Consider the following 20,334-nt stretch of genomic DNA (forward strand, 5'->3'; position numbering starts at 1 on the left):
CCCCATGCCAACTCCACCTGTACCACCGCAAGTGCTCTTTCTGCCCTTGAGCACACCGGAGCCGGGCATCAGTCTGCAGCGCTGGCTCTACGAAGCACTGCGCACGGCGATACTCAGTGGCCGGTTGCCGGCGGACAGCAAGCTGCCCAGCACGCGACAACTCGCCGAGCACTACCAGATCGCGCGTGGCACGGTGCAGGCGGCCTATCAGCAATTGCTTTCGGAGGGGTATCTGCAGGCTCGTACCGGCAGTGGTACGCGGGTCAGCGCCGTATTGCCGGATGCCACGCTCAACGCCGGTTACGTACGGCGCAAGGTGTTGCCGCACCAGGAGATGTCACGCACGGCACCAGACACGCCCTGGATCGAACGTCTTGATGCCATCGACCCCATCTTCGCCAGACGCTCATCGGCGCCAGGATTGCGGCCGTTCTTTCCGCATCGGGGTGATGTCCAGGCTTTTCCCATCGACACCTGGCGCAAGTTGCATACTCAGCAACTGCGCGCATCGCGCCTGTCGCTATTGCTCGACTCCGATCCTGCCGGCCTGCCGGCGCTGCGTGAAGCCATTGCCAGCTACCTGTCCATCGCCCGCGGCGTACAGGTGTCGGCCGAGCGCATCCTGGTGATCGCCAGCGTGCAACAGGGGCTCGATTTGTGTTTGCGCCTGCTGGTACCCGGCGATTCGCAGGTCTGGATGGAAGATCCGGGCTACCCCGGCGCGCGCCAGTTGCTCGACGTAGCGGGTGTGCGCCGTATTGACGTACCGGTGGATAGCCAGGGGCTGTGTGTGGACGACGGTATGCGTCTGGCGCCACGGGCGCGTCTGGCCTATGTCACGCCGTCGCGCCAGGCACCGCTTGGTGGTGAGCTGTCGCCCTCGCGGCGCCTGGCCTTGCTGCAATGGGCGCAGCGCGAAGGCAGCTACATTTTCGAAGACGATTACGACAGCGAGTACCGCTTCATCGCCAAGCCGATCCCGGCGCTACGCTCGATGGCGGCATCCGAGCACTCGGTGATACTCGCCGGCACCTTCAGCAAGCTGTTGTTTCCGGCCATTCGCCTGGCCTATCTGGTGCTGCCGGCTCATCTGGTGGAGTGTTTTACCCGCGCTGCGGCTCTCACCGCACGGCACGCCAACAGCCTGTCGCAGGCCGTGCTGGCCGACTTCATCCATGAGGGGCATTTCGACCGCCACGTGCGGCGCATGCGCAAGATTTACGCCCTGCGTGCCGAGGCATTCGCCGAAGCGGCGCAGCGCCATTGGCAGGGGGTGATCGAGGTACCCGAGATCCGCGCCGGGTTGGACATCGCCTGTAACCTGCAGGTGGACGACGAGGCCAAGGCTTTCGCGCAGATCCAGGCTGCTGGCATCGAGGCAATACCGCTAGCGCGCTACTGCGTCAGCGCACGCTCACCGGGGCTGGTGATGGGCTTCGCGCCCTATGACGAGCGCGCCATCGACGAAGCGGCGAGGGTGCTCGGCAACGCGTTGCGGGCGTGATGCCTGCCCCGGCGATAGTCGCCGGGGCAGGGCGCCGTCAGAGGATGCTCAGCGGGTATTCGACGAAGGCACGAATCTCGTTCAGATCAGGCCCTACATCGGTGCTGGAGCGGTAGATGGAGTTGCGCAGGCGCAGCGACAGATCCTTGGCCGGGCCGTTCTGCACCGTGTAGCTGACCTGGTTGAAAATCTCGCGCTCGGTGCCTTCGTTATCGCTGCCGGTGTCGATGTTGTCACCGCGCACGTAGGCGAACTTGTAGCGCAGGCCGGGGACGCCGTACTCGCTGAAGTTCAGCTCGTAGCTGGCCTGCCAGGAGTTCTCGTCCTTCAGGTTGAAGTCCGAGTAGTAGGAGTTGGCCAGGTAGATGCTGCTGCCGCCATCGCCGAAGTCATAGGCGAAGCCCGCGTCGCCGCTGCTGCGCTGATGGGCAACGATAAACGCATGGGCGCCCACGCTGTATTTCGCTGCCAGGCTCCAGATGGTGTTGCGATCGCCCTGGCCGTCACCGCCGAAGGCTTGTGCTGCGGTAGAGCCGTTGTCGTACTTGGTGCGGTAGATATTGAAGTCGAAATTCAGCGCCTGTTCGGCTGCCAGGGCCAGGGTGTAGTTGGCATTGGCGTAGTAGCGCTTGTACTGATCCTCCAGGTCGGAGTGATACAGCGCCACGCTCAAATCATCGTTGAACTGGTAACTGCCACCGAGCACGTCGATGCTCTTGAGGCGGTTGGGGTCGCGCGCCGAGTCGCCCATCGGGCTGTCGGCGGTGAAGCGGCCGGCATTGAGTTCCAGCCCTTCGATCTCATTGCTGGTGATCAGGGTGCCGGTGAAGGACTGCGGCAGCAGGCGGCTGTCGTCATAGGCCAGCACGGGCAGGGAAGGGAATTGGTTGCCGTACTTGATCACGGTGTTGGAGATGCGCATCTTCACCGCACCGCCGGCCTGGGACAGTTCATCGACCGGATGGCCGTCATCGTAGGTGTCGAAGAAGGCGCTGTAATTGCGGCCACGGCCGCTGTCGAGCTTGATGCCGAGCAGGCCGAAGGCGTCGACGCCGAAGCCCACCGTACCCTGAGTGAAGCCGGACTCGAAGGTGGCAATGAAACCTTGCCCCCAGGTTTTGGCATCGGCAGTGCGGTCTTTGTAATCGCGATTGAAGTAGCTGTTGCGCAGCAACAGGTCGAGGCTGGCGTCCTCGATGAAGCCATTGGCGTCGGACTGGCTGCTGGCATGTGCCAGTGGCAGGCCGAGCACGAGGCCACAGGCCAGCGTCAGGCTGTGTTTCTTGAACATGATTGCTCCCGGTGTCGGTGTGTTCTTGAGCGCGCCCTGCATCGAGGCAAGGCCCGGCCTAGAGCGGCCGCTAAGAGTTATCACCGGTGCTTGAGGTGGGCCATTGATGATGATCGATGAACACTATCGATCCCTTCGATGGGGCGAATCGGCCGGATGGCGTTAGGCTTGCCCCCGATGAAGTTTTCGGACAGCGGCTCGACTCCTCCCTTGAGCCGCTGTTCTGGCTCCGCTTCATCTCCTTTGGTTATGACTTCGGCCGCTCGGGTTTTCCCGGCGGCCTTTTTTATGTGCCGTTACCCTGCATCAGGTACTGAAGCGCTGCACCGAGCTCTGCATGCCCTGAGCGACCAGGCCGAGATCATGCGCCGCTGTGGTCAATTGATGGACGGTCTGGGTGTTGTGCTGCGACAGCTGCGCGATCTGCTCGACGCGCTGCGCCACCTCTTGGCTGGCCTTGCTCTGCTCGTCGATGTTGTGCGAAATCTCCTCCACCACCTGCGCCGCGTGCTGCGTGCCACTGCGAATCGCGCTGATCGACTCACCCGCCTGGCGCGCCAGCGCCACGCCCTCGCCAACGCTGGTCACGCCGGTCTGCATGCTGGTAACAGCATCCCCGGTACTGCTGCGGATGCGCTCGATCATCGCGGTGATTTCCTGCGTCGATTGCGCGGTGCGCGCCGCCAGGCTGCGTACTTCATCCGCGACCACGGCGAAGCCGCGCCCGGCTTCGCCGGCACGCGCCGCCTCGATGGCCGCGTTGAGCGCAAGCAGGTTGGTTTGTTCGGCGATGCCTTTGATCACCTGGATGATCGAGTAGATCTGCTCGGACGATTGGCCGAGGGCGGTGATGGTCGTGGACGATTCGTTGACGGCTGTGGCTATGCGATTCATACCCTCGACCACGTCGAGAATCACCTGGCCGCCGCTGCCGGCCAGCCCTTCGGACTGTGCGGAAATGCTCTGGGCATCGCGAGTATGGTGGGCGATCTGGGCAATGTTCTGGATCATCTGCTCCATCGCTGCCGCAATGCTGGTCGCACCCTCGGACTGCGCGTTGGCGGAGTGCAGGATATGCTGCGAGGTGTCATCCAGGCTGCCGACAGTCTGTTGCAACTGCTCGCTTTGCTGGCGGATGTTGTCGATCATCTGCCGCAGATTGCTCTGCATCTCGACCAGCGCACGCTGCAATTGACCGGTCTCGTCATCGCTGTCGACGTCGATCCGTTCACGCAGATTGCCACGAGCGATGGCCCGCGCAGCCTGCACGGATTTTTCCAGCGGACGTAGGACGCTACGCATCAGTTGCCAGGTGATCAGACCGAGCAGGGCGCAGGTCAGGGCGATGCCCAACACCAGCATGATCGCCGCCTGGCTGACGGCAGCCTGACCCGCCTCACGGGCCTCGACGGTGTGCGCCTCGATCAGGCTGCTGAGCGCCTCGTTCTTGTCCTCCAGCGCACTGAAACTGGCGAGGAAGGCCGGCATGTCGGCCCGCGCTGCAACAGGGTCGGCCAGTGCTTTGTCGACAATGCTTTTGGCCTGGCTGATATAGGCCGCCAGGGCCGGTTGTGACGCATCGATGGCGTTGCGGATCTCCGTCGGCAACGGCAGCTTGGCATTGGCATCCATGGCCTTCTGGAACCACGCACTGTGCTCGGCCAGGTCGTCGCGCACCTGTTGCACGCCGGCCTTGTCGCTCGGCGAGGTAGTGAAGGCGGCAAGCACATCGGCACGCAGGGCGTCGTGCATCATGTCGCCTTCGAGGTGATTGCGCAGTGCACTGACGCTCAGCTCGTTGTCCGCCATGGCACCAGCCAACTGCGTCTGCCCCCAGAACCCGGCGCCGCCAAGCAGCGCCGCACTGAGGATGCTGACCACGCCACTGGTGATCATCTTGTGTCGAATCTTCATGAGCCGGGCCTAATCCTTAGAACGTTCCAACAGGCAGTCTAGACGAGCGCTGGCCGCTGGCCATACCTGCATTTACGGCTATCGCCGAGTTCTGTGTGTTCTAGCTCGACAGATGCGTGGCATGAGTGAGGGCTTGCCGGCTTAAATTGCGCTCATGTGGCAGCGTAGGCTGGTATGCGTCTTTTTGCCTCGATGCAGCGGCGCGCTAACTCTATGGTGCATTGAAATCACAGTGGACGTTTATAGGTCATATAGTTATATAAATTTGGTATTTAAAATAATTCATTCATATCTATAGAGTTCGATTCCATGCGTACCTGCCGACCAATCGGCGCGCCGCACTGAACACATGGCCGAACCCTCGGCCCGTTAAAGTGATGCGCCGATTGGCGCCTTTGCATGGAGTTTTCTATGTCGGCAGTAGCCCATACCACCACCGTGGCATCTGCGCAGTCGTTCGAGATTCGCCCCTTCGATGCACCGCTCGGCGCCGAGATCATCGGCCTGGATCTGACCAGGCCGCTTGCGGACGACGATTTTGCCCGTGTCCATCGCGCCCACCTCGACCATGGCTTATTGGTGTTTCGCGACCAGCGCATCACGCCTGAGCAGCAGATCGCCTTCAGCCGCCGTTTCGGCCCGTTGCAGATCCATGTGCTCAAGCAGTTCCTGTTGGCCGATCACCCAGAGATCTTCATCATCTCCAACATCAAGGAGAACGGTCAGCCCATCGGGCTGGGCGATGCCGGCAAGTTCTGGCATTCGGATCTCTCCTACAAGGAGTTTCCCAGCCTTGGCTCCATGCTGCTGGCCCAGGAGCTGCCGGAGGAGGGCGGCGACACGCTGTTCGCCAGCCAGCAACTGGCTTATGAAACCCTGCCGACCGAACTGCGCCAGGCCATCGACGGCAAGCGCGCCGCGCATTCCTACACCGCGCGTTATGCCGATGAAGTGTTCGCAGGTATCCGCCGCCCGACCCTGACCGAGGCGCAACTGGCCGAGGTCAAGTCGGTCGTTCATCCGGTAGTGCGTACCCACCCGGAAACCGGGCGCAAGGGCCTGTTCGTCAATGAGAACTTCACCACCCACATCCTCGATATCCCCGAGGACGAGAGCCAGCAGATCCTCGCCGAGCTCTACGCCCACAGCGCCAAGCCTGAGTTCATCTACCGCCACCAGTGGCAGCCGCACGACATGGTGTTCTGGGACAACCGTGCATTGATCCATCTGGCCACCGGCTGCCCGAGCCATCTGCGCCGACGCATGCACCGCACGACGATTCAGGGCGACGTGCCGTTCTGAGCACCCCGTCATTGCCTTTGTCTGGCCGTTGTCATGGGCGACGGCCTGGTTTCACTGTGCCTACGGGCAGGAATCGATTTTATGAATGCGCTCTTGCAAGGCCACACGCCCAGCAATTCATCCTCTATCGACACGACCTTCGATACCGTTCTGCAGGTGGATAAGGTCAGCCTCGAATACCGCACTCCGCAGCTTGTGGTGCGTGCCACCCACGAAGTCAGCTTTGAAGTGGATCGTTCCGACCGCTTCGTGCTGCTCGGCCCCTCGGGTTGTGGCAAGTCCACGCTGCTCAAGGCCGTCGCGGGTTTTATCGAGCCGATTGGCGGCAGCATCAGCCTGGAAGGTAAAGAGGTACGTGAACCCGGCCCGGATCGCATCGTGGTGTTCCAGGAGTTCGACCAGTTGCCGCCATGGAAGACGGTCAAGCAGAACGTCATGTTCCCGCTGCTGGCCTCGCGTACCTTGGGCCGTAAGGACGCCGAAGAACGTGCCCTGCATTATCTGGAAAAGGTCGGTCTGGCGGCCTTCGCCGACGCTTACCCACACACCCTGTCCGGCGGCATGAAGGCACGCGTGGCCATCGCCCGAGCACTGGCCATGCAGCCGAAGATCCTGCTGATGGACGAGCCCTTCGCCGCGCTCGACGCGCTGACCCGGCGCAAGATGCAGGAGGAGTTGCTGCAGCTATGGGAGGAGGTGCGCTTCACCCTGTTGTTCGTCACCCACTCCATCGAGGAGGCGTTGGTTGTCGGTAACCGCATCTTGCTGCTGTCGCCCCATCCGGGGCGGGTGCGTGCGGAGGTGGGCAGCCACCAGTTCGACCTGCACAGCCTGGGTGGCGCGGCCTTCCAGCAGACAGCACAACGCATCCATCGCCTGTTGTTCGACGAGGACAGTGAGGAGGGCGCTCGCGCCGCCGCCGAGCTGGGTTTCCATGACATCCGCATTGCCTACTGAGGAGCGTGCACCATGAGTCTTTCCCCCGCACGCCGAGACGATTACGAAATTGCTCTGCAACCTCTGCCGGATCTAAAACTGGAACGTGAGTTGCCGTTGCTGCAGCGCCTATGGCAACAGGGTTGGTTACGCAAGACATTGATTTTGCTAGTGCTGGCATTGATCTGGGAGCTGGCGGCACGTTATCAGGGCAATGATCTGCTGTTGCCGAGTTTCGTGCAGACAGCCAAGGCTTTCGCCGAAGGCATCGGCAGCGGCGAGCTGCTGGAAAAGGTGGCGATCTCGCTGTCTGTGCTGGTCAAGGGTTACCTGATCGGCATCATTCTGGCCTTCGCACTCACCACCCTGGCGGTATCGACGCAACTGGGCCGCGACCTGCTCTCAACATTGACTTCGATGTTCAACCCACTGCCGGCCATCGCCCTGTTGCCACTGTCTTTGCTGTGGTTCGGCCTGGGCGAGAGCAGCCTGATTTTCGTGCTGGTGCATTCGGTGCTATGGGCCTTGGCACTCAATACCTACGCCGGCTTTCTCGGCGTTTCCGAAACCCAGCGCATGGCCGGGCGCAACTATGGCCTCAGGGGTCTGCGCTTCGTGCTGTTCATCCTGATTCCGGCCGCGTTGCCGTCGATTCTGTCCGGCCTGAAGATCGGTTGGGCCTTCGCCTGGCGCACCTTGATCGCTGCCGAGCTGGTGTTCGGCGCCTCCAGCGGCAAGGGCGGGCTGGGCTGGTACATCTTCCAGAACCGCAATGAGTTGTACACCGACAAGGTCTTCGCCGGCCTGGCAGCGGTGATCCTGATAGGCCTACTGGTGGAGAACCTGGTGTTCGCCACGGTCGAGCGGGTGACCGTCAAGCGCTGGGGGATGCAGCGCTGAGCCCGGGTGGGCCGGGCGGCGATCCGTTTTAGCCCACCAGCGGCGTACCCAATTGGTGGGCTGAAGCCCACCCTATAGAACTACCCGTAGGAGCGGCTGGGCGGCATCCCGCTTTAGCCGCGATAGGTAGATGAAAAGCTCGCGGCTGAAGCGGCTCCTACAGGTGATCCCGACCACGCACAACACGACACTTAACCGCCCGGCCAGCCAAGGCCAGGCATACAGGAGAACACCATGAAGAAATCCTCCATCGCCATCGCACTGGGCCTGCTCAGTGCACTGGCAACTCCGCTGGCCGCTCACGCCGAAGGCAAAATCAGCATTGCCCAGCAGTTCGGCATCGGTTACCTGGTGCTACATGTGGTCAAGGATCAGCAACTGATCGAGAAGCACGCCAAGGCTCAGGGGCTGGACGATATCGAGGTCGAGTGGCGCACCATTTCCGGCGCCACCGCCATGAACGAGGCATTGCTGGCCGGCGCCATCGACGTGGTCTCGGCCGGCGTGCCGCCGATGCTCACAGTCTGGGATCGCACCCATGGTCGGCAGAACGTCAAGGCCGTTGCTGCGCTGGGCTCGCTGCCCAACTACCTGCTGAGCAACCGTGAAGAGGTGAAGACCGTTCAGGATCTGTCCGAGAAGGATCGCATCGCTGTACCGGCCGCCGGTGTCGGCTTCCAGTCGCGCACCCTGCAGATCGAGACCGCCAAGTTGTACGGCAATGCCGACTTCCAGCGCTTCGACAACATCTCCGTCAGCCTGCCGCACCCGGACGCCACCGCCGCGCTGATCAAGGGCGGGTCGGAAATCACCGCGCACTTCTCCAGTCCGCCGTTCCAGTACCAGGCGCTGGAGAACCCCAAGGTGCACAAGTTGATCAGCAGCTACGACATCCTCGGCGGCCCGGCTACCTTCAACGTGCTCTATGCCACCGAGAAGTTCCACGACGACAACCCCAAGACCTACAAGGCGTTCTACGACGCCCTGGTGGAAGCCGAGCAGATCATCAAGGCCGACAAGGCCGCAGCCGCCGAGACCTACATCCGCGTGGAGAACTCCAAGCTGCCGCTGGATTTCGTGAAGAAGATCATCGAGGATCCGGAAAACGACTTCACCGTGTCGCCGCAGCGCACCTACATCTATGCCGAGAAGCTGCATGAGCTGGGCGTGCTGAAGAACAAGGCGGCATCCTGGAAGGACTATTTCTTCGAAGAGGCCTACGCCCATCCGGGGAGCTGAGGCCATGGCCCGTCAGGGCGTGCTTCTGCAGCCTCAAACGAAACCCGCCCAGCGTAAGCTGGGCGGGTTTTCTTCGTGCGGGCATCAGTTTTGGGTAAACCTGAAGCGGGCTCCGTAGGCATTGCTCGGCAGATGATCGGCGCCGTCACGACGCAGACGAGAACGCAAGGTGCCGCTTTGCGCCTGCGTATGATAGAGCCCCCGTTTCTGCAACTCCGGCACGACCAGTTCGGCGAAGTCGCTCAGCGTACCGGGGCTGATCAGCGGATTGAGCATGTAGCCTGTGGTGCCCGATATCCGCGCATGCTCCTCGATACTTTCCGCGACCTGGGCCGGTGTGCCGACCAGGATCAGGGCGGTGCCTCGGGTAACCCTGGCGAAGCGCTGGCGTACGTCGCCGGCGGTCAACGGCGTGCCACTGCCATCGGGGCGCATGACGTAGGAGGTCATGCCTTCGGTATGGGTGGTCAGCGGTTCGTTGTCGGCGTAGCGGTCGATGTCGATGCCGGTGTCGCCGGCATAGCTGACCAGTTGCGCCTGCAGGTGGTAGTTGCTCTGCAACTGATCGTATTTGCGCTGCGCCTCGATGGCGGTAGGCGCGGTGACGATTCGCAGCACGGTAAGGGATTTCACGTCATCGGCGGCGCGGCCGTTGGCCACCGCCTGGCGGGCGATGTCGTCGAGCCCGGCGCGGATCTCCAGCGGATCGGACTTGGCGGTGAAGATCAGCTCGGCATGCTTGGCCGCGAACTGTCGGCCCCGTCCTGACCAGCCGGCCTGGATCAATAGCGGGCTGCGTTGCGGCGAAGGCGCCGTGAGGTGCGGCCCGGCCACCCGGTAATAGGTGCCCTCATGGTTGATCGGACGTACCCGCTCGCCACGGGCGTACAGTTGTCGCGTTTTGTCCGCGACCACGGCATCGTCGGCCCAGCTGCCTTCCCAAAGCTTGTAGACCACGTCCATGAACTCTTCGGCACGTTCGTAACGGTCATCGTGGCGGATCATCCGATCCAATCCGAAGTTGCGCGCGGCGCTGGTCAGGTAGGAGGTGACGATGTTCCAGCCGATGCGCCCGTCGGTCAGATGATCCAGCGTGCTGAAGCGCCGCGCGTGACTGAATGGATGTTCGTAGGTGGTGCTGACCGTCGCGCCGAAGGCGAGGTGTTCGGTCAGTGCCGCCAATGCTGGGATGTGCAGCAAGGGATCGTTGGCCGGTGCCTCGACGGCCCATTTCAGCGCGGCGTCGTGGTTGCCGCCATGCACGTCGTAGAAACCCAGTACATCGGCGAAGAAGAACAGGTCGAGGTTGGCCTGCTCGGCGATGCGCGCCTGGTTCGACCAGAATTTCAGGGTGTTGATACCCAGGCGTTCGTCGGCCGGATGCGTCCACAGACTGGGCGCGCCGCCGCAGCCGACGCTGGCTTGTTCATAGAGGCCGAAGAGCAGGGGAGTCGGATCGGACATGAGGTTCCCGTACGGCCGCCATTGGCGGCCAGGTGCAAAGGTTGAATGAGGGGTTAGGTGCGATGGTTGAGACGTTTGGCCAGGCGGTCGCCGCTGAACTGGATCAGGCTGACCAGCACCACCAGGGCGACGATCACGGTGAGCATCACCTGGCTGTCGAAGCGCTGATAGCCATAGCGATAGGCGAGATCACCAAGCCCGCCGGCGCCGATGGCACCGGCCATGGCCGAGGAGTTGATCATGGTCACCAGGGTGATGGTGAAGCCGCCGACGATGCCAGGCAGGGCTTCGGGCAGCAGTACGTGCCAGACGATATGCCAGCGCCTGCAACCCATGGCCTGGGCCGCTTCGATCAGGCCGTGGTCGACTTCGCGCAGGCTGACTTCGGCGATACGCGCGAAGAACGGCGTGGCGGCGATGGTCAGCGGTACCACAGCCGCCCAGACGCCGTAGGTGGTGCCGACGATCAGGCGGGTGAAGGGAATCAGTGCCACCATCAGGATCAGGAACGGGATCGAACGGAACAGGTTGACGATGGCGCCGAGCACCTTGTTCAGCCGAGGCGCCTCGAAGATGCCGCCCTTGCTGCTGGTGACCAGGAACACCGCCAGCGGAATACCCGCCAGCAAGGCGAGCAGCGAGGAAACGCCGACCATCAGCAGCGTATCGAGCAGGCCTTGCCAGAGGCGATCAAGCAGCAGTGACATAACCCAGTACCTCCAGGTGGTCGGCCAGTGGCCGCAGGTTATCGATCAGGGTGGCGTGGGCGAGCGGCGAATGGCCGACGGCGAGGATCAGGTGCCCCACCGCATGGCCCTGGATCTGCTCGATGCTGGCGTCGAGCAGTTTCACGCAGCCCCCGAGTGCCGCGCCGATGGCGGGCAGGTCGGGCTCCAGACCGCTACCGGTGAAGTGCAGACGCAGGATCAGGTCGTCGTCATTGCCTTCGGGCGCGCTGCGCAAGCGTTCCTGCAGGCGCGCCGGCAGGGCATGTTGCAGTGGCGCGAGCAGGGTGCGGGTCACTTCGTGGCGGGGTGCGCCGAACACCTGCCACACCGGCCCTTGTTCGACCACTTCACCGAGTTCCAGCACCACCACGCGATCGCAGATTTCGCGAATCACCGCCATCTCGTGAGTGATAAGTACCACGGTCAGGTTCAGGCGCTGGTTGATCTCGCGCAGCAGGCCGAGGATCGCCTGGGTGGTTTCCGGGTCGAGCGCACTGGTGGCTTCGTCACAGAGCAATATCTGCGGGTCGTGAACCAGGGCGCGGGCGATGCCCACGCGTTGTTTCTGCCCGCCGGAAAGCTGCGCCGGGTAGGCCGCGTGCTTGTCCTGCAGGCCGACCAGTTCGAGCAGTTCGCGCACCTTGCGCTGGCGTGCCTCGCGCGGCACTCCAGCGACCTTCAGTGGCAGCTCGACGTTCTGCCACACGGTCTTGGCCGACATCAGGTTGAAGTGCTGGAAGATCATGCCGATACGGCGACGCAGAGCGACCAGCCGATCTTCGTCGTAGCCGGCGATGTCGATGCCGTCGATCAGCACCCGACCGCTGCTGGGTTGCTCCAGACGGTTGATAGTGCGCAGCAGCGAGGACTTGCCCGCGCCGCTGCGGCCGATGATGCCGAATACCTCGCCACGCTGGATCGCCAAGTCGATATCGCGCAGAGCCTGTACCGGGCCGCTGGCGCCGTCGTAGGCCTTGCCCAGGTTGGCGAAGCATAGGTGCGCATCGAGCTGCTGGCTGGCCTGTGCGGCCTGCTGCAGATGAGGGTCAAAGCCGCTCATCTCAGCTTTCCCAGCCGGGCTGATAGAGCTTGCCGTGAGCCTTGTCCAGGGCTGCACGGACGGCCGGCGAGTGCTGGTAGATGTCGATGAACTTGAGCAGGCGGGCGTTCTTGACCTTGGCCGGCTGGGCGACGAACTGGATGATGTACTCGGGGTTGTCCAGGCCGTCGAACAGCAGCGCCGACTCCGGATCATGGGTGCCGGCCAGGCGGATGTAGTGCGGGTAGCCCTGAGCCAGGTCGACCTCATCCAATGCGCGCACCAGTTGTACGGCCTCCAGCTCGATGATGCGGATGTTCTTTGGGTTGGCGGTGATGTCCTCCAGGGTGGCCTTGTAGCCAACGTCCGGCTTGAGCTCGATCAGCCCGGCCTTGCGCAGCAGTTGCAGGCCGCGCCCGCCATTGATCGGATCATTGGCGATGGCCACCTTGGCGCTCTCGGGCAGGCTGGCGAAATCCTTGTACTTCTTCGAGTACAGGCCGACGTTGTTGAGCACACCGCGCGCCACCGGTACCAGGTCGTAGCCGCCTTCCTTCTTGGCGTTTTCCAGGAAGGGAATGTGCTGGAAGTAGTTGGCGTCGATGTCGCCGTTGGCCAGGCTGACGTTGGGGGCGATCCAGTCGGTGAACTCGATCAGCTCCACCTCTAGGCCTTGCTTCTGCGCCTCGGCCACGGCCACTTCCAGTGGTGGCGCGAAAGCAGCAGTGGTGCCGAGCTTGAGGGGCTGTTCGGCATGGGTCAGGGTGCTGGCGGCGAGCAGGGTGCCTAGGGTCAGGGTTTTCAGTGTCTTGAGCATGATGGCGTCCTTGTAGGGTTCAGAGCAGGCTCAGCGCGTTGTGGCTGAGGCCTTGCAGTTCGTGGGTGATGCTGGGCTGGTGCTCCAGGCGGGCGGGGTCGCGCCAGGTGGCGCCGGGGTGATTGGCCGGCAGCCGTGGGCCCTGGCCGAACAGCTTGTGGCGCAGGGCACCGTTCTCATAGGCGGTCTTGTAGCGGCCACGGCGTTGCAACTCGGGAATCACCAGGTCGATGAAGTCGGCGTAGCTTTCCGGGGTGACGATGCGCGTGAGGTTGAAGCCGTCCAGGCCGGTGGCGTCGATCCAGGCGATCAGTTGCTCGGCCACTTGTTCCGGTGAGCCGACCACCAGCGGGTAGCGGCCGCCAAGGGCGTGCTGCTCCAGCAGGCGGCGTTTGCTCCAGCCGCTGAAGGTCTTGACCACCGACTCGATGGCGTTGGTCTTGCGCGGCTGGATTGGCTCATCCAGGCCGAAGGCGGCCAGGTCGATACCGGTGGAACTGGAGAAATGCGCGATGCCGGCCTCCGGGCTGGCGTAGCGCAGGTATTCGGCGTGCTTGTCGCGGGCCTCGGCTTCGGTCGGCGCGACGATCACGGCGATCCCCATGAACACCTTGATCGAGTCGGCCGTGCGACCGGCCGCCACGGTGCTGGCGCGCACCTTGTCGACCTGTGCACGTACTGCTGCATGGTCGTTGCCGCCGATGAACACGCACTCGGCATGCTCGCCGGCGAAGCGCAGGCCGCGTGACGACGAGCCGGCCTGGAACAGCAGCGGCGTGCGCTGCGGCGAGGGCTGGCTGAGGTGATAGCCCTCTACCTGATAGAACTCGCCGTGGTGGCGCACCTTGTGCACCTTGCCGGGCTGGGCGTACACGCGGCGTTCGTGGTCGGCCAGCACGGCATCGTCCTGCCAACTGCCTTCGAGCAGCTTGTAGAGCACTTGCAGGTACTCGTCGGCCTGGTCGTAACGGCGGTCGTGCTCGACCTGCTGCGGCTGGCCCATGGCCTTGGCGGCGCTGTCCAGGTAGCCGGTGACGATGTTCCAGCCGACGCGCCCTTGAGTGAGATGGTCGAGGGTCGATAGGCGCCGGGCGAAGGTGTAGGGCGCCTCGTAGCTGAGGTTGGCAGTCACGCCGAAACCCAGGTGTCGGGTCACCCCGGCCATGGCCGAGACCAGCAGCAGCGGGTCGTTGACCGGTAGCTGGATGGCCTCCTGCAACGGCAGGTCGATGCCGTTCTGGTAGACGTCGTAGACGCCGAGGATATCGGCGATGAACAGCCCGTCGAACAGTCCGCGTTCGAGCAACTGCGCCAGTTCCGTCCAGTAGCTCAACTGGTTGAAGTCAGTCGAGCGGTCGCGCGGGTGCGTCCACAGCCCGTGATGGATATGCCCGATGCAGTTCATGTTGAAGGCGTTGAGGAGGATTTCCCTGGCCATCAGATCGTCCCCCGGCGCGGAGGCAGTCGCTCGTTGAGCACGTAATCGCCGATGGCGTGGTACTTCCAGCGCACCGGATCGTGCAGGGTGTGGGTGCGCGCATTGCGCCAATGCCGATCGAGACCGTACTCGGCCAGGGTAGCGCGGCTGCCGGACAGCTCCAGCAGCTTGCTGCCGAGCAACAGGGAGGTTTCCGTACTGATCGCGCGAGCCTCGGCGACGGCGATGGAGGCGGCGGCCACGCTGTGTTCGTCCGGTTCTGCCTGGGCGCGGTCGACGAATTCGCCGGCGCGCTGCAACAGGGCCTCGGTGGCAGCCAGCCGCACACGCAGCTTGCCGATCTCCTGTTGAGTCAGTGGATCGTCACTGGCCTTGTCGATGCCGGCATCGATCCAGGGACGCGACTTGTGCCGGACGAACTGCAGTAGATCCTCGTAGGCGGCGCGGGCGATGCCCGTGTCGATGGCCGCATGCAGCAGTTGGGCGAAAGGGCCGACGGTGGTCGGACGGTCGAAGGCGCTCTGAAACGGCACCACGTCGGCGGCGGCCACCGGCACGTTGTCGAGCAGCACAGAGCCACTGCCGGTGGTGCGCTGGCCAAAGCCGCTCCAGTCATCGATCACCTGCAGGCCAGGTGCCTGGCGCGGGATGAACGCCAACTGGCCATTGCCTTCATCATCCACCGCGAGGGTGGGAATGCGCTGGGCATAGAGCGCGCCAGTGGCGTAGAACTTGCGCCCGTTGACGCGGTATTGCTCGCCATCGCGGCTCAGGCGCGTGTTGCGATCCAGTGCGGTCTTGGTACCGAGTTCGGCCAGGGCATTGCCGAAGCGCTTACCGGCCAGCACTTCGCCGAAGAGGCGACGTTGCTGCGTTTCGCTGCCATTGATGCGCAGCACTTCCAGGGCATAGAAGTGGTTCTGCGGAATCTGCCCGAGCGAGGCATCGGCCTGGGCAATACGGGCGATGACCTTGGCCAGGGTGACGCTGGAAACACCCGCGCCGCCAAAGGCCTTGGGTACGCTGATGGCCCACAGGCCGGAGTGGCTGAACAGTTCCAGTTCGCTGTGTGGCAGGCGCCGTTCGCGGTCACGCTCGGCGCTGCCGGGAGTCAGTACCTGAGCCAGGGCTTCGGCCACGTCGAGGGCTTCGGCGTCGCTGTGAATCAGCGCCACCGTATGAGTGAGAGGTGCGTTCATGGCTCAGATCCAGGAATGGCGGGCAGGATGACGTTGGTTGAGGTGCCACGCGCCGATGGCGTGGTACTTCCAGCGCACCGGATCGTGCAGGGTGTGGGTGCGCGCATTGCGCCAATGGCGGTCGAGGCCGAACTCGGCGAGGGTGGCGCGGCTACCGGCCAACTCCAGCAACTTCTCGCTGGCAGTCAGGGAGATCTCGGTGGTGAGCGCCTTGGCTTCGGCCACCGCGATGGAGGCACGAGCAGCTGCGTCGGCATCGATAGGTGCAGCGGCGACTGCGTCGAGCACACGACCGGCCTCCTGCAGCAGTGCTTCAGCAGCGTGCAGCTCTATTTGCAGGCGTCCGACATCGGCGATCACGTAGAGGTCGTCGGCTGCACGCTCGACCTTGGCATCGATCCATGGGCGTGACTTGTGCCGTACGAACTCCAGCGTGTCACGTAGCGCGCCGTCGGCGATGCCGAGGTCGATCGCGGCCTGGATCAGTTGCGAGAAGGCGCCCTGGATGTTCGGTTTGTCGGCCAGCGGCCAGAGCGGAATCAGGTTGTTCTCGTCTACCTCCACCTCATTGAGCAGCACGGTGCCGCTGGCGGTGGTGCGCTGGCCGAAGCCGGACCAATCGTTGACCACTCGCAGGCCAGGGCGCCCGCGCTGGATGAAGGCCAGCCAGGGCCGGCCCTGTTCGTCCAGCGCCTTGGCGGCGATCCAGTGGGCGAAGAGGGCGCCGGTGGAGTAGAACTTCTCGCCGCTGAACAGCCAGCGACCATCGCGTTGTACCAGGCGCGCCTGGATATCCAGGGTGTGCTTGCTGCCACGCTCGGGCCCACCATTACCAATGCGCGAGCCTGCCAATACGCTGCTGAACAGTCGTTGTTGCTGCTCGGGGGTTGCTGCAGCCTGCAACAAGCCGATCAGGCCGAACTGGTTCTGTGGGATCTGCCCCAGTGCCGGATCGACCGCGGAAATGATGCGAAACACCTCGGCGATGGTCACGTAAGACAACTGCGGGCCGCCGAAGGCTTGGGGCACGGCGATGCTGCCGAGGCCGCTGGCTGTGAAGCGCTCCACCAGTTCCCAGGGCAGGCGGCGCTCACGGTCGCGCAAGACGACATCGGCACGGGCCGCATCGGCCAGGGTATGGGCGGCCTGCAGGGCTTCGGCATCGTTGGCAAGAATGGTGGCGGGGTAGAGCGCGGGTGCGACGTCCTGGTCGCTGTCTTCAAGGGTAATCGGACTGGTCATGCAAACCTCATCTTGTGGATGTGCCGCAACGGCACCGGGATGAGGGCGCAACGGAGCGGTGGAAAAATCGAGGCTCCGGTGGTCCGGTTGTTTATACCCTATTGAATTTTATTTACTTATTTAAATATCTTTTTTGCATAAGCATGTATCGACAGGTTGGGCCCTGCGGCACATGCAGTCCCTGACTTCAGTATGTGGAGCGAAGCGAACAGTCCGCCGTCGGCCTGCCGGATCCCGGATCGTTAATGGCGTACTAATCCGTGACGACTGCGCTTGGGCCTTTGAGAATCAACTGGGCATCGCCACAGTCGACGATGCGCGCAAATGTCGTCGCTGCCAGAATGCTTCATCCGGCCAGCGGGTTTCCTGGCTGTACCAGAAGTCGAGGTGATGCTGATAAGCCCTCTCGATGCGCGCCAGCTCCTGGCGGTAATCCTCGATTGCCCTCGGGTCATCATGCATATGGCGATAGCATGTCTCGGCAGCGGCGAGGCCGGTATAGAGCGCGTTGAACAGCCCCTGCGAGGACAGCGGGTCGAAGCCCAGCGCAGCATCGCCGACGGCGAACCAGCCCTGGCCAGCACCTGGCCGAAGTACGGTGCTGTGTGCTGCGGCGATACGCACCTCGCCATCCGCTATGAAGCCGGCCCGTGCCAGCAGGGCGCCAAGGTTGGGTGACGAGGTAGCCGCAGCGAGCAACCAGCCGGGTTGGCGCAGTTTTCGGGCGCTGGGCAGATCCGCGTCGGTGTGCAAGGCCAGCACGCGGCGATGACCGGGCAGGGCGGCGCTGTACCACCACCCCTGGGACATGGCCTCTATGTAGGAGCGGCCATCCGTGGCCTCGATGCGCTCATCCCGACCATATAGCCAGCCGCAGACCAGACGATCCTGACGTGTACGCTGCGCGCCAAGACGCTTTCCCAGTGCCGAAGCGCGACCGCAGGCATCGATGACTACGCGGGTCTGCAGTTGAATCACTCGGTCAGGGGTGGCCAACAGCACCTGCCAGCCGCCACTGACTGGCTCAATCGTCTTGATCGTCGCCGGTGACAGCAATGCAGCACCTCGCTCCTGAGCCTTGGCGCGTAGCCAGGCTTCGAAGCGGGCGCGATCCAGATGCCAGCCATGGCCATCGGGGTCACGCAGAAAATCCTGTTCGGCCGGCTCGCCATTCCACAGCGAACGATTGCCATGACAGGGCGCATGACCCTGGTCGAGAAACGCCTCCCACAGGCCCATGTCGGTGAGCAGCCTGCGTGCGGCTGGCGGAAGGGATTCACCAATACGTTGGGCAGGCTCAGGCTGCCGATCCAGCAGCAACGTGCGGCATCCAGGTGCCAGGTTGAGCGCTGCAGTGGCGCCAGCAGGGCCGGCGCCGAGGATCAGTACATCGACCTGCATCAGTTGCGGCGCGGGACGAGATGACGGGCCTTGTCCACCGTGCTCAAGTCCACATCCTCGAAGTCCTCTGGCATGGCCTGGGCAGCGAACAGGCGCTTCTCGGTAGCGGCTGGCGCCGGCAGTTGCTCCACCTCCAGCCAGGCCGGGAAGCCCGCTCCATCACGCGGCCCTTCGCGAACCTCGACGATGCCCATCTGGGCGATGTCGGCGATCATGTTGTTGATCTGATCCTGATAGCTGACGTTGCCCAGCGGGCGTATCCAGGCGGCGCGCCTGGCGAAGGCGCGCAGGCGGTCTTCGATGGGCAGTTTTTCGTCCTTGACCTGCTCGTAGGCCTGCTGGCTCATCACCTGGTTGGGCACGCGCGCTGGCCAGAAGGTCGGCAGGTAAGGGTCGTAGCTCTTCTGGTAACCGGAGCGGCAACTGGCGGTATCGGTCTGCCAGGGCACCGCCATCCAGCGCGTGATGCCTCCGGCAATCTGGGCGCTACAAGGGCCGTCGATGTTGTCCGGGGTCAGCACGCCGCCATAGTCCGGCTCGACCCAGCCAGCCGGTTGATGGGCCAGGCGGAAGGGCGCCATGTACATCGTGGCCTGACGCATGGGCCAGGTCATCTCGCAGCCGGGGTGGAAGGCGTCGGCCAGGCAGAACTCCATGGCCGCGCGCGTCAATGTCTCTGGCTGGTCGACCAGCTCGACCTTGTCGAAGTCGCTCGGCGGCAATTTGCTCGGGTCGTCGTAATCGGCCACGAAGTCGCCATCGGCCCATTGCTTGAGGAAGCGCAACTGCAGATCGCTCAAGGCCACGTTCTGGCGCGGTGTCTCGGCTGCCGGTACGGCCATGGCATCGCCATACAGCCAGGGCCAGGGTGATGGCGCCCAGGCATCGCGTTTGAACTGGCGGAACTGATTGAACAGGGTGCGGCGCCACTCTCGGGTGTTCTCCGATGGGCTGGCCAGGCGGGCCATCCAGTCGATCTGGCTGAAGGGGGTGCTGCCACCCCAACCGAATGCCGCCGCGAAACCGGCATTGACCCACTGCAGGCGCGACAGACGTTCGAAGATGGGGCGGATATCGTTCTGGAACGACGGCTTCTCGGGTGCCGCCAAGGTGCCCTCGGTAACGAACAGGTCACGCATCAAGTCCCACATGGTACGCACCGACTTCTGCTGCGGCGCGTAGTTGGGCGGCGCGACCACCACCCAGGCAGGGTCGACCTCCAGGGTCTGACCTAGATAGTTCACCGTGGCTGTTACCGGGCCGTCGGCTACATCATCATGCCAGCCCTCATTATTGGCGAAGGTAATGGCTGCAGCGCCGTTATAGGACGCGGCCTTGCCGTGGCCACCGAGCACGATCAAACGGCCTTGTGCATCGGTACGCAACTCGCCCAGGTAAACCTCGGTGCCCATGAAGCGGCCATTGGCGAAGGCATACGCCTCGCCCTGCTGGTCGCGCCCGGCAATGCGTCGCTCACCAGGCTGGATGCTCAACAACTGACGATCAGGCACCGCCATATTGCGCAGGAAGGACAACGGTGCTGTGGCTGCCTCGGGGATATCCAGGGCGATCTGGAACTGGTACCAGGCGGCCTTGGTATTGGCCAGAGTGGCGGCCCAGGTCACCTCGGCATTGTCCGCCGTCAGCTCGACCACTGCCTGCCCAGCGGCATTGAGGCCATAGAGGCGAAAACGCGCCGCCTCACGTTTGAGTGCGCCATTGGCATCGCGATAGAACCCCGGCGCATGCGGAATCGGGTCGGGCACCTCAGGGGCGAAATAAAACGCATCCGGGCTGTTGCCGACACGTGCAATGCCAATCGGCGGATAGATGGCGGCTTTGACGACGGTGGTATCGGTAGGCGTGGTTTGGGCAGTAATAGGCATGGCCGCAACGTTCCTTGTCGTGTGGTAGGGGTGG

17 protein-coding genes and 1 pseudogene are annotated in these 20,334 nt (G+C 63.4%); 6 read left to right on the forward strand and 12 right to left on the reverse strand.

Features of this window, described 5'->3' with window-relative positions:
• Positions 1–4: 4 nt before the first annotated feature.
• On the forward strand, positions 5–1,504 hold the full coding sequence (locus tag VC352_RS01235; protein ID WP_322977761.1) for a PLP-dependent aminotransferase family protein: 1,500 nt from the start codon (positions 5–7) through the stop codon (positions 1,502–1,504).
• A 37-nt stretch (positions 1,505–1,541) separates the two neighbouring features.
• On the opposite strand, the gene VC352_RS01240 is transcribed toward VC352_RS01235, so the two are convergent.
• Positions 1,542–2,795 carry an OprD family porin gene (locus tag VC352_RS01240; RefSeq protein ID WP_322977762.1) on the reverse strand — a complete coding sequence of 418 codons (1,254 nt, stop codon included), beginning with the start codon at positions 2,793–2,795 and terminating at the stop codon, positions 1,542–1,544.
• A gap of 116 nt (positions 2,796–2,911) precedes the next feature.
• Here VC352_RS01240 and VC352_RS01245 point away from each other — a divergent pair, with 116 nt between their 5' ends.
• Entirely contained in the window at positions 2,912–3,112 is a 201-nt protein-coding gene (locus VC352_RS01245; RefSeq protein WP_322977763.1) for a hypothetical protein, read from the forward strand.
• On the opposite strand, the gene VC352_RS25245 is transcribed toward VC352_RS01245, so the two are convergent.
• Complete coding sequence (locus tag VC352_RS25245; RefSeq protein ID WP_416340065.1) at positions 3,102–3,965, reverse strand: methyl-accepting chemotaxis protein; 864 nt, start codon at positions 3,963–3,965, stop codon at positions 3,102–3,104. The two genes, VC352_RS01245 and VC352_RS25245, sit on opposite strands and share 11 nt — an antisense overlap.
• Positions 3,957–4,709, reverse strand: a pseudogene (locus VC352_RS25250) (HAMP domain-containing protein); the annotation flags it as partial. The pseudogene VC352_RS25250 and the gene VC352_RS25245, both read right to left, overlap by 9 nt.
• Positions 4,710–5,120: 411 nt before the next feature.
• On the opposite strand from VC352_RS25250, the gene VC352_RS01255 reads away from it, so the two are divergent.
• The 4 genes from VC352_RS01255 to VC352_RS01270 all read left to right on the forward strand — a co-directional run bounded on the left by VC352_RS01255 (position 5,121) and on the right by VC352_RS01270 (position 9,086).
• Positions 5,121–6,011 carry a TauD/TfdA family dioxygenase gene (locus VC352_RS01255; RefSeq protein WP_322977765.1) on the forward strand — a complete coding sequence of 297 codons (891 nt, stop codon included), beginning with the start codon at positions 5,121–5,123 and terminating at the stop codon, positions 6,009–6,011.
• An 81-nt stretch (positions 6,012–6,092) separates the two neighbouring features.
• The gene (locus VC352_RS01260; protein WP_322977766.1) at positions 6,093–6,968 is read left to right on the forward strand and encodes an ABC transporter ATP-binding protein; all 876 of its coding nucleotides are present in this window, start codon (positions 6,093–6,095) and stop codon (positions 6,966–6,968) included.
• Between the two features lie 12 nt (positions 6,969–6,980).
• Positions 6,981–7,847 carry an ABC transporter permease gene (locus VC352_RS01265; protein ID WP_322977767.1) on the forward strand — a complete coding sequence of 289 codons (867 nt, stop codon included), beginning with the start codon at positions 6,981–6,983 and terminating at the stop codon, positions 7,845–7,847.
• 234 nt (positions 7,848–8,081) lie between these two features.
• Positions 8,082–9,086, forward strand: coding sequence for an ABC transporter substrate-binding protein (locus tag VC352_RS01270; protein ID WP_322977768.1), 1,005 nt, complete (start codon positions 8,082–8,084; stop codon positions 9,084–9,086).
• An 84-nt stretch (positions 9,087–9,170) separates the two neighbouring features.
• Here VC352_RS01270 and VC352_RS01275 read toward each other — a convergent pair whose 3' ends face one another.
• The 9 genes from VC352_RS01275 to VC352_RS01315 all read right to left on the reverse strand — a co-directional run bounded on the left by VC352_RS01275 (position 9,171) and on the right by VC352_RS01315 (position 20,300).
• Entirely contained in the window at positions 9,171–10,550 is a 1,380-nt protein-coding gene (locus VC352_RS01275; RefSeq protein WP_322977769.1) for an LLM class flavin-dependent oxidoreductase, read from the reverse strand.
• Positions 10,551–10,603: 53 nt separating this feature from the next.
• Entirely contained in the window at positions 10,604–11,257 is a 654-nt protein-coding gene (locus tag VC352_RS01280) for a methionine ABC transporter permease (RefSeq protein ID WP_322977770.1), read from the reverse strand.
• Positions 11,241–12,338, reverse strand: a complete 1,098-nt coding sequence (locus VC352_RS01285) for a methionine ABC transporter ATP-binding protein (protein ID WP_416340043.1) — start codon at positions 12,336–12,338, stop codon at positions 11,241–11,243. The genes VC352_RS01280 and VC352_RS01285 overlap by 17 nt, the downstream gene beginning before the upstream one ends.
• Before the next feature lies 1 nt (position 12,339).
• Positions 12,340–13,134: a MetQ/NlpA family ABC transporter substrate-binding protein gene (locus VC352_RS01290; RefSeq protein WP_322977771.1), complete on the reverse strand. Its 795-nt coding sequence runs from the start codon at positions 13,132–13,134 to the stop codon at positions 12,340–12,342.
• 19 nt (positions 13,135–13,153) lie between these two features.
• Complete coding sequence (locus VC352_RS01295) at positions 13,154–14,572, reverse strand: LLM class flavin-dependent oxidoreductase (protein WP_322977772.1); 1,419 nt, start codon at positions 14,570–14,572, stop codon at positions 13,154–13,156.
• A complete protein-coding gene (locus VC352_RS01300) occupies positions 14,572–15,771 on the reverse strand; it encodes an SfnB family sulfur acquisition oxidoreductase (protein WP_322977773.1) in 1,200 nt (399 codons plus the stop codon). The genes VC352_RS01295 and VC352_RS01300 overlap by 1 nt, the downstream gene beginning before the upstream one ends.
• Positions 15,772–15,774: 3 nt before the next feature.
• Positions 15,775–17,013, reverse strand: a complete 1,239-nt coding sequence (locus VC352_RS01305; RefSeq protein ID WP_322977774.1) for an SfnB family sulfur acquisition oxidoreductase — start codon at positions 17,011–17,013, stop codon at positions 15,775–15,777.
• A 288-nt stretch (positions 17,014–17,301) separates the two neighbouring features.
• Positions 17,302–18,414, reverse strand: coding sequence for an FAD-dependent monooxygenase (locus VC352_RS01310; protein ID WP_322977775.1), 1,113 nt, complete (start codon positions 18,412–18,414; stop codon positions 17,302–17,304).
• Positions 18,414–20,300 carry a LodA/GoxA family CTQ-dependent oxidase gene (locus VC352_RS01315; RefSeq protein ID WP_322977776.1) on the reverse strand — a complete coding sequence of 629 codons (1,887 nt, stop codon included), beginning with the start codon at positions 20,298–20,300 and terminating at the stop codon, positions 18,414–18,416. Before VC352_RS01315 ends, VC352_RS01310 begins: the two co-directional genes overlap by 1 nt.
• Positions 20,301–20,334: the final 34 nt, after the last annotated feature.

The organism is Pseudomonas sp. C11, from assembly GCF_034683865.1.
Lineage (GTDB): Bacteria > Pseudomonadota > Gammaproteobacteria > Pseudomonadales > Pseudomonadaceae > Aquipseudomonas.

Excerpts from the sequence above, each read along its gene's own strand:
- VC352_RS01235 (WP_322977761.1), top strand. The coding sequence starts at position 5 with ATGCCAACTCCACCTGTACCACCGCAAGTGCTCTTTCTGCCCTTGAGC.
- VC352_RS01240 (WP_322977762.1), bottom strand. The coding sequence starts at position 2,795 with ATGTTCAAGAAACACAGCCTGACGCTGGCCTGTGGCCTCGTGCTCGGC.
- VC352_RS01245 (WP_322977763.1), top strand. The coding sequence starts at position 2,912 with ATGAACACTATCGATCCCTTCGATGGGGCGAATCGGCCGGATGGCGTT.
- VC352_RS25245 (WP_416340065.1), bottom strand. The coding sequence starts at position 3,965 with ATGCAGAGCAATCTGCGGCAGATGATCGACAACATCCGCCAGCAAAGC.
- VC352_RS01255 (WP_322977765.1), top strand. The coding sequence starts at position 5,121 with ATGTCGGCAGTAGCCCATACCACCACCGTGGCATCTGCGCAGTCGTTC.
- VC352_RS01260 (WP_322977766.1), top strand. The coding sequence starts at position 6,093 with ATGAATGCGCTCTTGCAAGGCCACACGCCCAGCAATTCATCCTCTATC.
- VC352_RS01265 (WP_322977767.1), top strand. The coding sequence starts at position 6,981 with ATGAGTCTTTCCCCCGCACGCCGAGACGATTACGAAATTGCTCTGCAA.
- VC352_RS01270 (WP_322977768.1), top strand. The coding sequence starts at position 8,082 with ATGAAGAAATCCTCCATCGCCATCGCACTGGGCCTGCTCAGTGCACTG.
- VC352_RS01275 (WP_322977769.1), bottom strand. The coding sequence starts at position 10,550 with ATGTCCGATCCGACTCCCCTGCTCTTCGGCCTCTATGAACAAGCCAGC.
- VC352_RS01280 (WP_322977770.1), bottom strand. The coding sequence starts at position 11,257 with ATGTCACTGCTGCTTGATCGCCTCTGGCAAGGCCTGCTCGATACGCTG.
- VC352_RS01285 (WP_416340043.1), bottom strand. The coding sequence starts at position 12,338 with ATGAGCGGCTTTGACCCTCATCTGCAGCAGGCCGCACAGGCCAGCCAG.
- VC352_RS01290 (WP_322977771.1), bottom strand. The coding sequence starts at position 13,134 with ATGCTCAAGACACTGAAAACCCTGACCCTAGGCACCCTGCTCGCCGCC.
- VC352_RS01295 (WP_322977772.1), bottom strand. The coding sequence starts at position 14,572 with ATGGCCAGGGAAATCCTCCTCAACGCCTTCAACATGAACTGCATCGGG.
- VC352_RS01300 (WP_322977773.1), bottom strand. The coding sequence starts at position 15,771 with ATGAACGCACCTCTCACTCATACGGTGGCGCTGATTCACAGCGACGCC.
- VC352_RS01305 (WP_322977774.1), bottom strand. The coding sequence starts at position 17,013 with ATGACCAGTCCGATTACCCTTGAAGACAGCGACCAGGACGTCGCACCC.
- VC352_RS01310 (WP_322977775.1), bottom strand. The coding sequence starts at position 18,414 with ATGCAGGTCGATGTACTGATCCTCGGCGCCGGCCCTGCTGGCGCCACT.
- VC352_RS01315 (WP_322977776.1), bottom strand. The coding sequence starts at position 20,300 with ATGCCTATTACTGCCCAAACCACGCCTACCGATACCACCGTCGTCAAA.